At 26.9% G+C, this 11669-nt stretch carries 15 protein-coding genes; 4 read left to right on the top strand and 11 right to left on the bottom strand.

Annotated features, from left to right (window positions below):
- Positions 1-9: 9 nt before the first annotated feature.
- The 11 genes from KO488_RS06975 to KO488_RS06925 all read right to left on the bottom strand — a co-directional run bounded on the left by KO488_RS06975 (position 10) and on the right by KO488_RS06925 (position 8144).
- Positions 10-432 (bottom strand): DUF1566 domain-containing protein, encoded by a 423-nt coding sequence (locus KO488_RS06975; protein ID WP_216058074.1) that lies wholly within the window; start codon positions 430-432, stop codon positions 10-12.
- Entirely contained in the window at positions 432-719 is a 288-nt protein-coding gene (locus tag KO488_RS06970) for a hypothetical protein (RefSeq protein WP_216058073.1), read from the bottom strand. The genes KO488_RS06975 and KO488_RS06970 overlap by 1 nt, the downstream gene beginning before the upstream one ends.
- Positions 709-1776: a 1-deoxy-D-xylulose-5-phosphate reductoisomerase gene (dxr, locus tag KO488_RS06965; RefSeq protein WP_216058072.1), complete on the bottom strand. Its 1068-nt coding sequence runs from the start codon at positions 1774-1776 to the stop codon at positions 709-711. Before dxr ends, KO488_RS06970 begins: the two co-directional genes overlap by 11 nt.
- Positions 1773-2534 carry a phosphatidate cytidylyltransferase gene (locus KO488_RS06960; protein ID WP_216058071.1) on the bottom strand — a complete coding sequence of 254 codons (762 nt, stop codon included), beginning with the start codon at positions 2532-2534 and terminating at the stop codon, positions 1773-1775. Before KO488_RS06960 ends, dxr begins: the two co-directional genes overlap by 4 nt.
- Positions 2535-2613: 79 nt before the next feature.
- A complete protein-coding gene (locus KO488_RS06955; RefSeq protein ID WP_216058070.1) occupies positions 2614-3384 on the bottom strand; it encodes a MipA/OmpV family protein in 771 nt (256 codons plus the stop codon).
- Entirely contained in the window at positions 3384-4448 is a 1065-nt protein-coding gene (locus KO488_RS06950) for a class I SAM-dependent methyltransferase (protein WP_216058069.1), read from the bottom strand. The genes KO488_RS06955 and KO488_RS06950 overlap by 1 nt, the downstream gene beginning before the upstream one ends.
- Before the next feature lie 9 nt (positions 4449-4457).
- Complete coding sequence (locus KO488_RS06945) at positions 4458-5804, bottom strand: alpha/beta hydrolase (RefSeq protein WP_216058068.1); 1347 nt, start codon at positions 5802-5804, stop codon at positions 4458-4460.
- Entirely contained in the window at positions 5788-6150 is a 363-nt protein-coding gene (locus KO488_RS06940) for a hypothetical protein (protein ID WP_216058067.1), read from the bottom strand. The genes KO488_RS06945 and KO488_RS06940 overlap by 17 nt, the downstream gene beginning before the upstream one ends.
- Positions 6150-6794 carry a beta-ketoacyl synthase chain length factor gene (locus KO488_RS06935; RefSeq protein WP_216058066.1) on the bottom strand — a complete coding sequence of 215 codons (645 nt, stop codon included), beginning with the start codon at positions 6792-6794 and terminating at the stop codon, positions 6150-6152. The genes KO488_RS06940 and KO488_RS06935 overlap by 1 nt, the downstream gene beginning before the upstream one ends.
- The gene (locus tag KO488_RS06930) at positions 6791-7906 is read right to left on the bottom strand and encodes a beta-ketoacyl-[acyl-carrier-protein] synthase family protein (protein WP_216058065.1); all 1116 of its coding nucleotides are present in this window, start codon (positions 7904-7906) and stop codon (positions 6791-6793) included. Before KO488_RS06930 ends, KO488_RS06935 begins: the two co-directional genes overlap by 4 nt.
- Positions 7893-8144: a phosphopantetheine-binding protein gene (locus KO488_RS06925; RefSeq protein WP_216058064.1), complete on the bottom strand. Its 252-nt coding sequence runs from the start codon at positions 8142-8144 to the stop codon at positions 7893-7895. Before KO488_RS06925 ends, KO488_RS06930 begins: the two co-directional genes overlap by 14 nt.
- Positions 8145-8277: 133 nt before the next feature.
- On the opposite strand from KO488_RS06925, the gene KO488_RS06920 reads away from it, so the two are divergent.
- From KO488_RS06920 to KO488_RS06905, 4 genes are read left to right on the top strand one after another with little or no spacing between them, the layout of a single operon-like run.
- Positions 8278-8598, top strand: coding sequence for a hypothetical protein (locus KO488_RS06920; RefSeq protein ID WP_216058063.1), 321 nt, complete (start codon positions 8278-8280; stop codon positions 8596-8598).
- Positions 8585-9289: a glycosyltransferase family 2 protein gene (locus tag KO488_RS06915; RefSeq protein ID WP_216058062.1), complete on the top strand. Its 705-nt coding sequence runs from the start codon at positions 8585-8587 to the stop codon at positions 9287-9289. The genes KO488_RS06920 and KO488_RS06915 overlap by 14 nt, the downstream gene beginning before the upstream one ends.
- The gene (locus tag KO488_RS06910) at positions 9290-10147 is read left to right on the top strand and encodes a lipid A biosynthesis acyltransferase (RefSeq protein ID WP_216058061.1); all 858 of its coding nucleotides are present in this window, start codon (positions 9290-9292) and stop codon (positions 10145-10147) included.
- Positions 10147-11667 carry an HAL/PAL/TAL family ammonia-lyase gene (locus KO488_RS06905; RefSeq protein ID WP_216058060.1) on the top strand — a complete coding sequence of 507 codons (1521 nt, stop codon included), beginning with the start codon at positions 10147-10149 and terminating at the stop codon, positions 11665-11667. The genes KO488_RS06910 and KO488_RS06905 overlap by 1 nt, the downstream gene beginning before the upstream one ends.
- Positions 11668-11669 lie beyond the last annotated feature (2 nt).

Below are 11669 nucleotides of genomic sequence, written 5' to 3'. Positions count from 1 at the left end.
TATCCTCCCTTATATTTTTCTTACGCATCTAACATATTTATTTTTATGTCTACTATCAAAATATGCTGTTCCACTTACAAAATGCATATAATCAGCATAAAACCAAAGTGTTCTCCAATGAGATCTTTCAGCCCAATATCCATCTGGAACGTTATATCTAAATGCTTTATTTATATAATTTTTGAAATTCTTTTTATCAACAATTGTTTTAAACTCTTCTATTTTTGGTATTCGCCAATCAGAATAACCAGAGAAGACAAGTGCTTCGCAATAAGAAATTGCATCATCATGTGTTTTCATTACTTTAATTACAGAAATATCATCTGCCCACATAAGCATTTCTTTTGTATCTACAACAACTTGTGAACTTTTTCTATATATTTGTGCATCTAATAAAGATACAAAAATAAGAAATAGAATTAAGTACTTCATTACTTGTCCTTTATATCACTTATTTCAAATTTACCTTTTTCAAGTTGAGCCTTAGGAGTCTCATCAAGAAGTTCAATATTAACTTTATATCCAGTTTTATAAACTAATCCAACTAAAGTTTTAGTAGGTTCAACTTCTTTTGTAGTTGTCGTATTAAACTCTTTCCACTCTTCAAACTTTTTTTCATATACATTAATAACATCTTTTTCAAACTTCGATCTTGTAAATATCAAATAAACAACTAAAGCTAATAATATTCCAAAGGGAACAAGCATATCAAGACTCACAATAAGACCTCACTTCTTTATCAATTGCAAAAATATCATCAAGCGTATTTATTTTGACATTGTTAAATTTATTTAAAGCATTTAAAGAAATCTTTGAAACATCTAAAAATCCAATTTTTGAATCTAAAAACTTTGCAACTCCAACTTCATTGGCTGCATTTAAAATAACACCTAAATCAAGATTATTTATAATATCATTTTTTGCTTCCCATATTGGATATCTAGAAGTCTCGATCTTTTTAAACTCTAAAGAACCAACTTCAAGTAAATTAACTGGTTCTAAAATCTGCTCATCGCATTTTCCTAAAATTGCATAAGCAATAGGAAGTTGCATAGAAGCATTTGCAATATGTGCTGTTGTACTTCCATCTTTAAAATTAACCATTGCATGAATTAGTGATTTTGTCTCAATAATTGCATCTAGTTTTCTAATATCAAATAACCATGCAGCTTCCATAAGTTCAAATATTTTATTTGTCATGGTAGCACTATCTATTGTGATTTTATTTCCCATAGACCAATTTGGATGATTTAGGGCTTCTTTTATAGAAACATTTGCTAAATCTGCAAGAGGATAATCTCTAAATGAACCACCACTTGCAGTTACTGTCATAGAATCAATTGCTTTATCTTGAAGTAAATACCATAAACCAAAATGTTCAGAATCAATTGGACTTAAATTAGTATAATCAATAAATTTTCCAGCAACTACAAGTGATTCTTTATTTGCAAGAGCTAATTTTTTACCGCATTCAATTGCTTTTAATGTTGGATTTAAACCTAGAAAACCTACAAGAGCATTTACTACAGTTTCTGATTTACTATTTTCAATCGCATTAAGTATTTCATCTTCACCTGCCAAAACATCAGGATGATTTACTTTTGAAATATCTTCTTTATTTGCAATCACTACCTTTTTAGGTTTGAACTCTTCAATTTGCTTATTTAATACATCAATATTGCTACCTGCTACAAGTACTTCAACATTTAAGTTAAATTTACGTGCAATATTTAGAGTATTTACACCAATTGAACCAGTAGAACCTAATAGAATCAAGCTACAATCCTAAGAAGTACAAGCATAATAACACCTGCAAAAAGGAAGCCATCAGTTCTATCTAGAACACCCCCATGACCAGGAAGAATATCTCCACTATCTTTTACTCCAGCTTCTCTTTTTAAATAAGATTCAAATAAATCTCCAAAAACAGATGAAACAGCTACAATTAAAGAAATAATTAATGCTGCAAAATATGAAATATTATCTATTGCAAATAAGGGTCCTAATAATCCAGCAAGGATAACTCCACCAATTACACCTTCTAGTGTTTTCTTAGGACTCGTTTCACAAAATTTTGTTTTCCCAATACTTTTTCCAACATAATAAGCACCAGTATCAGCACTTGCAACAATAAATAATATCCACCATAAAGATTGTATTCCATACTCTGTATATAAAGATAATAAGAATAAAAATGAAACCATTGGATAAAGCATTGGTAATATGATTTTTGGATTAGTTTTCTTAGTATATGCCATGATTGAAGCAGTTACAATTAAAGAGACAAACACCAGTTCCATTGGATTTGGATAAAAATATGCAACAACCCAAATAATACCAGAATATTGATATATAGAGTAATTAGTCTCAATTTCAAAAAGCTTTTTAGCTTCTGAAATTCCTACAATTAAAAAGAAACCAAAAAATACCCAAACAAGAAATAAAGTATCAAAATAAGATACTAAAATAAATGCGAAAAAAAGAACTAAAGCAGTTTTAATTCTAGTAGAACTATCTTTTATAAGATTTGACATACATAACCTTTAATTAAATTAGGATATTTTAACATTTTTTGACTTTGTTAAGTGTAAGTAAAATCTTATTAATTAAAATCTAAAATAGATAACTAAAAGCAAGACCATAAAATAGAGAGTTTTTTGTTTCTAATAAAGATGAATCTTTAAATACTACTCCATCTAAATAATAATGTTTAATAAATCCACCGTACCACATATGCTCATCTCTTTTTGTAAGTGCTAAGGCATTATGCCAACCACTATAACCACTTTTTGAATGATACTCTGTTCTAATTGATGTAACATCTTGCGAATTTACTTCATAATAATAGTTGTTGAATTTTTTATCTGCAAAACCTAAACCAGTAGTAAAACTAAAAATATAATTATTTAATAACTTATTTTTATATTTTAGATCAAAACTTCCTAAAAAACCTTGATGTTCTAAAGAGTTCCCAATAGAAAATGCTGCACGGAAAGGTAATTCAAAGTCAATATTCATATCATTTTTTGAATAAATATCGTAAATAAATTTTGGTCCAACTTCGATAATTAAATCTAAATCTTCCATTCCAACTCTAGCGCTTTCCTCACTTTTTGAAGGAAGCATTCCTCTTATACTAACTTCAACTTTCAACCTATCTTTATTGTAAAATTCATTATAAATTTTATCTTTATCGATATTTATATATTTACTTTTATATTCAATATATGGGAAAGGCACAACTCTTAACTCTTGATTCTTTGATCCAAGATAAGAAGGTGTTGATAAGACACTAAGTCCTAAACCATATGTTAAATTATCTTTTGAAAAAGCTAAATTTACAGATACAAAAAAACTTAAAAGTACTAGAAGCATTTTATTCATTATTTACACCTTATTATTGTTTGACAAAGGCCAATATTATCTTTTATCTCAATTACACATAATCCTGATTTTTCTATATATTTTTCAAAATCAGTATATTTAAACATTTTGCTATATCCATTTGCCATAGCGGTAAAATAAGGAGAAGTATTTATAACACAATAAGCAGCTGTTTCATTAATCTGTCTATCCCAAAATGGTTCCATTATACAAATTTCACTATTCCCTGACATAGATGATTTTATTTTCTTAAGAATAGAGATAATTTGTTCCTCCTTAAAACAATCTAAAAACTGACTCATCCAAATAATATCAAAACCCTTTGGAATCTTTGTCTCTTCTAATAATATATTTGCTTCATAAGTAGTAATATTATTAATATTTTTCTCATAAATATTTTGTTTTGCAAGTTTAACTTGTTGTGGTAAGTCCATAATCGTGATATCAATATTAGGTTCATCTTGAGCTAATAACATTGCAAACTTACCAGTATTTCCACCTATATCTAATATATTTCTAGGCTTTAATCCTTTTAAAATTTCAATTGCCCTAGGAAATCCAGAATCTGAATATAAGTGATCGAATTCAAACCACGAATCTTGTGTTTTTTTTGGCAAAGAAGAAAGTGCAGGATAAATTGTTTCCCAATCTCCAAATACTTTTAGACCTTCAGCTTTTCCACTTTTAATTGCTTCTTCTAAATAAAATAAACCTTGATAATTAACATCATGATTATAATTCATATTTGCAATAGTCATTTCATCACTATTAAGAAAGAAACCAATTTTTGATAAAAATATTTTTTCATCTTCTTCATAAATCACACCAGAACTCAAAGCTGTTTCACATAATACTTGAACTGCATATTTATTTAAATTTGAAAGTTTAGATAAGCCATCATAAGTTAAGCCATTCTTGTTTTTTGCTAAATATTCTAATAATTTCAAATCTCTCATTACTCTTACAACTTGAAAAACTATAGGTGCAAATGCAATTTTTTGTGCTTGATATTGAGCATCTAGTGCACTAATTTTTTTATCATATTTAAAAAACTTTTTTTTCAATTTTATCCCTTATATTCTATTATTTGAATCTATTTCCATTTTCTCATGAAAAACTCTATTTTTATAAAACTTACTATTTATTGTTGTTAAAGATAAAATTAATATGTCTTTGTTGTTTATATTCTTATTCTTAATACTATTTTCTATTGAGTTTAAGGTTGATCCAGCAAGATCAAGCCTCGTATTTTCTGATTGTATTGCATAAAAACCATCAATATCACATGCTGTTACTTCTAAATTAGAATTTTTAACATCTATTGCTATATTCTTTGATTTAATCGTCGAATTTAATATTTTAACATCTGAGTTTATGATTATTAATTCTTCTATATTTGAAGAATCTATTTTTATATTGTTTGAATCTATTATTTTTAAACTCTTATATTTTCCATTTATTACTACATTATTTTGATTTTTCACTAATAAATATTTTGTATTAAAAGAAGAATCTTTCTGTGCACGTTTTATATTTTTGTTTTTTAGAAAATTATCCACATATTTTAAATATATATCTTTTGAATCTATAATTGGTATATGGCCGGAGTTTGGAATTACATTTATTTTTGAATCTTTAAGAATTTTATTTAATGCGTATCCAGTTCGTACAGGTGCAATATCATCATTTTCTCCCCAAAGTATTTCAGTAGGGGTATTTATAGAATACACAACATTTGAATAATCTTCCATTACTAAGCCTATTGCTGCAATTGCTGTTGTATTATTTTTAAAAAGCATTTGTCTTATATATTCTGTTTTAATAACTAGTGATAAATCACTTGGTATATAATCTTGTATCCCTGTTGTTATTTGAGAAAAGATACTTGAGATTTTATTTAAAGGTTCTATACTTTTGATTTTAAAAAAGTTATCAATTCCTGCAGTAATAAGAAAATTACTATATGTATCACGATGAAGTATTCCAGCTGCATCAATTAATAATAATTTTTTTACATCTTTAGGAAACATCGAAGTATATTTTAAACTAATAGCTCCCCCCATTGAATGGCCTATTAAATAAAATGGTTTTTTTACATATAAATTACTTATATAATTGATAAATAATGCATAATTTGTGGGAGTTAACTCTCTATTAACTCTTGATGATTTACCAAAACCAGGAAGATCAAAAGTTATTACATAGTAGTCATTTTTGAATCTTTCAATTGTATTTTTCCATATGGAAGAAGCTTCATGCCCTAAACCATGAACTAGTACAATAACTTCTTTATTTTTATCTCCATATGTTTGAACAAATACTTTTGTATTTAATACAGGTTCATCAACATAAAAAGTTTTTGCATTTATATATGTAAAAACTAAAATTATACTTATAAATAATCTATTTATTTTCATCATCTGGAATAGTTACAGTTAAACTTCCAGTAACAAAAGTTTGATTATTTTTAATTAACTCAAATGAAAATTCAGTCATAGAACCAAAACTAAAACTCTTTTCAATTTTAATTTCATAATCACAATCTTCTAATTCTTTAATTTTTATTATATTTTTTAAGGAGATTAAAAATCCCACCTTTACTTCATCATTATCTTGTGCAAAAGAAGCACTACTTTGTGCTGCTGCTTCACTTACCATTGCTAAAGTAGGAATATAAGGAAAAGTACAAGTAACTACTTTATATTCTTCTTCATTTTTTGTAATATTTTGAGCAAATCGAATAGGTTCTTGATGAGGAAGGTTCATTAGATCTCCATTTCTAAAATTAATGAATTATCTTTTTGGAACTGCTTTGCTAGATACAGCATATGGTGTATTGATTTTGGAAAATCATTATCAGCTACTATATCATTTAAGGTAATTGTTGCTTTTTGTGTTGTATTTTTTACTTTTAAAATAACTGCTGACTCTAAATATTTAACACATCTATTTACTTGATCTATGTTAGGGATATCTAATGTTTCAGAACAAATCAATATAAGTTCATCTTCATCTAAAGATTTAACAGCACCAACTTTTAGAGTTTTTAATGAAGTTTCATCTCCTGATGAGATAGTTAACATCTCACTTATGTTATCTGATAAAATAGATGCATATGAAATAGAAGTATTATAAACTGAATTTTGGAACTCCGTAGGAGAGACTTGAAGTTTTTCATTAATTGCATCTAATATTTTTGCAGTTGATAATAACTCACCATATGCTGTTCCAAAAATTATTCTTTCTTTATTTGTATTAATTTTTGACAATAATTCAATTACAAGCTTTGAAGATCTTGTTAATCTTCTTCTTAATACCATTTTAGGAACTAATACTTTAGTATTTAAGTCTTCAATGCTTTTTTCTGCAAAAATAAATTTTGCATCGATTATTTCTAAATTTATTTTCATTTTGTTAATCCAAAAACTAAAGAAGTATTATTTCCTCCAAAAGCAAAAGAATTACTCAAAACATATGAAATATCTTCAGACATCACTTCTCTTGGAAAACAAATATTAGTATCTTCTAAATTATTTATATTTTTATTGGGAGGAATTAATTGTTTTTGTAAAACCAAACATGAAATAATTCCTTCTATTGCACCAGCAGCACCTAATGTATGTCCAGTAACAGATTTTGTAGAGCTTACTTTTACATTAGTATTTCCAAAAAGCTTTGTTATTGCATTTAACTCTGCACTATCATTTGCTTGAGTTCCTGTACCGTGTGCATTAATATAAGAGATGTTTTCAATTGAGATTCTAGCATCCTTAATTGCATTTTGCATTGCTTTTATTGCACCATTTCCATTTGGGTGTGGTTGTGTCATATGATGTGCATCAGAACTATATCCTACGCCACAAAGTTCAATTGAATTATCTTGAACTTCGTCTTGTATTAATAATACGGCGATTGCCTCAGAGACATTCATTCCTTCTCTATTTTTATCAAAAGGAGTACATGGTTTTGATGAAAGTACACTAAGAGAGGAAAAACCACAAACAGTAGTATAAGATAATGAGTCAATACCTATAACTAATACATTTTTATAAATATTTTTTGAAATGACTTCTTTTGCATAACCTAAGGCATTCGCACTAGATGTACATGCAGTTGAAAAAGAGACATCATCTAAAAATTTAAAGTTTTCTTTTAACTTGTAAGAAATTGCATCAATTGCATGCTTTTTATAATCAATGTTTTCGTAACTTTTATCTTTGAAAAAAACTTCTTCAGTTTGACTCATTCCTCCCACAGAAGAACCAACTATTAAAAAAGTATTTGAAAAGTTTTCTAAATTTGAGTTTTTTAATACATTATTGCAGCAATCTAATAAATTATCATAAAATTCTTTATCTGATTTAATTTTACCAATTGCTACTTCTTTATCTTCAAGATAAGTTTTATCTATACTAATAGAATCTTTTTTTTCACAAATAGCTGTAAATAATTCTGTATTATTATTTCCAGCACATGAAATAGAAGAAAAATTATTTATATAAACTTTTTTATTTATTTGCATTTATAAATTTTAATAAATTATCTACTGAGCTAAAGATATCATGATATTCTTCAGAATTTTTTATTTTTACTCCATACTCTTTTTCAATAATTAAAACTAATTCTATAGAATCAACAGAATCTAAGCCTATTCCTTCATCACCAAATAAAGGGCTATTATCTTCAATGTCATCAACACTAATATCTTCAAGGTTTAAACCTTCAATTAATACTTCTTTAAACTCATTACTTGTAATCATTATTATATTAACCTTTTCTCTTAATAGTAATTATTTTACAATTTTTCATCTTGAATATATCTTATAAATGATTCCTTAATAATTATTTTTGTATAATATTTATTAATTATTTAAAGAAATAGAGACCAATATAGTGAAATCAATAAATAACCTGTATAAGATATTAAATAAAGATAATTTTAATTGTAGTATTAAATTATCTTCTAAAGATCATCCAGTATTTAAAGCACATTTTCCTGATAATGAAATACTTCCAGGTTTTTTGCAAATAGATATTATTGCACAAATATTTAATCATAGAATCATCTCAATTAAAAAGGCTAAATTTATTTCATTGATTTTACCTCAGGATGTTATTGACTACAATATTAAAGCCTTAGATGATAATAAATTTAAAATAATAATAAAAAAACATGAAAAAAAGATTAGTGAAATAATATATGAAACAGAATGAGATAATAGTAATAATTCCAACACTAAACAATGACAATACAATTCAAGCAGTTGTTAATGATGTATTAAAACACAACTATAAGGTTATTGTAATAGATGATGGATATACAAATCCCGTAAAAAATATACTAACTCCTAATGATAATTTAACAATTATTAGACATGATATAAATTTAGGTAAAGGTGAAGCTATTTTAAGTGGAGCAAGAGAAGCTAAAAAACTAGGTTATGATTATTTTGTAAGTATTGATGGAGATGGTCAACATCTAGCAAGTGAAATTGAAAAAATTATCGTTAATTGTAATGAAAAAGATCAAATTATAATTGGAGCAAGAGATTTTGATATTGAAAATGTTCCTAATGGTTCAAAGTTCGGGAGATGGTTTAGTAATTTTTGGGCTACTTGGGATACAGAACAAGAAATAAAAGATTCATTATCGGGCTTTAGATTATACCCTACATCAATTTTAGATCTGGATATTAAAACATCAAGATTTGATTGGGAAATGGAAGTTTTAGTTAAACATTCATGGAAAGGTAGAACAATCAAAGAAGTAATTGTTGATTGCTACTACCCAACACCAGAAGAAAGAGTTTCTCATTTTAAAAAGTTTTGGGATACAGCAGCTATTGTAATGGTACATATAAGATTATTACCTTTAAAGACTTTTTTAAAAAAGAGATATAAATAAATGAAAGTAAAACAAAGAGGAAGTGGTTGGAGTATAAAATTAGTATTCAATTTGTACAAACTCTTTGGATATAAATTTACTTATTATCTAATGTATCCTGTTAGCTTTTTTTATTTTTTATTTGCTTCAAATGTAAAAAAAGCTTTAAAAGATTATTACTCTAAATTAAATAAACCTTTTAATAATTGGATTTATTTTAATCATTTAAGAGTGTTCTCTATTTGTATGGTAGACAGATTTATATCAAAACATGATCCATCCTCATACAATTTTATTTACCATGAAAAAGAAAAAGTAGAAAATTTACTTGATACAAAAACTATCTTATTATTTTCTCATTTTGGTGGTTGGGCAGCAAGTTCTAATAATCCAATAACAAAAAATAAAGTTAATATCGTAATGCAAGAAGTGATTCTAGATAGTATAAAAGATATTGAGAATTCTATTGAAAAAAGTGTATCTAATACACATATCATTGACCAATCAGAAGGTCAACTTTCTGTCTCAATAGAAATTGCAAATGCAATTTCTAATAATGAAGTAATTGCAATAATGACAGATAGGCCAACTAGTAAAAAATATAAATATAAAATAAACTTTTTTAATAAAGATGCTTATTTTAATATCAATCCATTTAAGATTGCATATAGAACTAAAACTCCAATGTTAGCATGCTTCACAATACTTACAGGATTACAAGAATATACAGTTAAAACTATAACTATAAATTTAGACTTTACACTTAATCAAAATGAGGCATTAGATAAAGCAATAAACGAATATACCAAAGAGTTTGAGAGTATTTTAATAAAATATCCAAACCAATGGTTCAATTTTTACAATTTTTGGGAGAAATAATGAAATTAAATATAGATAAACGCCACATTACACTTGAAGAAATTTCAAAAGCATCATCAATAGAAATATCTAATAATGAAGAATTCACAACATTTATTAATCATACACATGATTTTATGATGGATACAATTAAGCAAGGTAAACCAATTTATGGTATTACTACTGGTTATGGAGATGCAGGAAGAAATTATGTAAACTATGATGATGCAGCAAAACTACAAACAAATCTTTTTAGGTTCCATGGTTGTGGGATTGGGGTAAACTTAAGTTATGAAGTATGTAAATATGCCGTAATCTGTAGAACTATTTCTTTAAGTAAAGCACGTTCTGGGGTTTCATTAAATCTTTTACATAGATTAGAGATGTTAATCCAAAAAGATATTATTCCTGTAATTCCATCACAAGGATCAGTAGGTGCTAGTGGAGATTTAACACCCTTATCTTATATTGCGGCTGTCGTTGCAGGTGAAAGAGAAGTATATTATAAAGGTGAAATTAAAGATGTAATGGAAGTTTATAATGAACTAAATATTACTCCTTATATATTTGAACCAAAAGAAGCACTAGCTATTATGAACGGTACTACTATCATGAGCGCAATTGCACTTAAAGCTATTGAAGAGTTTGAGATAATTTTAGATTCTATGGAATCTTATGTTTCTGGTATGTTTGAAGTTTTATTAGGGGATGACACTCCAGTTGCTGATTTTGTACATGATTCAAAACCTTTTTCTGGTCAAATTAAATCTGCAAAAAATATTCAAAGAAAAATATCAGGTTCAAAATTAACTCATGGTAGAGATGGAAGATATGATAAGTTCTTTGCTGATAATAACCTGAATATTCAAGATACATACTCAATGAGATGTGCACCACAAGTTCTAGGAGTAATTAGAGACAATTTAGAAATTTCTAAAAACTGGGTTGAAACAGAAATAAATTCTGTAAATGATAATCCATTAATTGATGGTGAAAATCAAAAAATATATACTTCTGGTAACTTTTATGGTGGATATGTAGCACATGCCATGGATACACTAAAAATTTGTGCTGCTAATTTAGCTGACCTTTTAGATAAAGAATTTGCACTATTAGTTGACCATAAATTCAACCGTGGCTTAGGAGAAAACTTAAAACTCTCAAAAGAACCTTTCTTCCATGGATTTAAAGCAATGCAAATTTCATTAAGTTCATTAAGTGCTGATGTTATCAAAAATACAACAGCAGCTTCAATTCACTCAAGACCAACAGAATCATTAAATCAAGATAAAGTATCTATGGGAACAACAGCTGCGAACGACTTTGCAAAAATGATGCCTGATTTACATAATATGCTTTCAATTGCATTTATTGGAATGGCACAAGCTGTTGATATAAGAGGGAATAGTGAAGTCTCACCATATTTAAAAAATATTCATGATGAAATTAGAGCTATTGTTAAACCTTTATACGAAGATAGAAGAATGGATATTGATATTAAGAATTTAAAAACATTATTAATTGATGGGAAATTTATATAAAG

This window comes from Poseidonibacter lekithochrous (genome assembly GCF_018861145.1).
Lineage (GTDB): Bacteria > Campylobacterota > Campylobacteria > Campylobacterales > Arcobacteraceae > Poseidonibacter > Poseidonibacter lekithochrous_A.
Note: the sequence above shows the minus strand (reverse complement) of the source record. Positions and strands in the feature narration are given on the sequence as shown.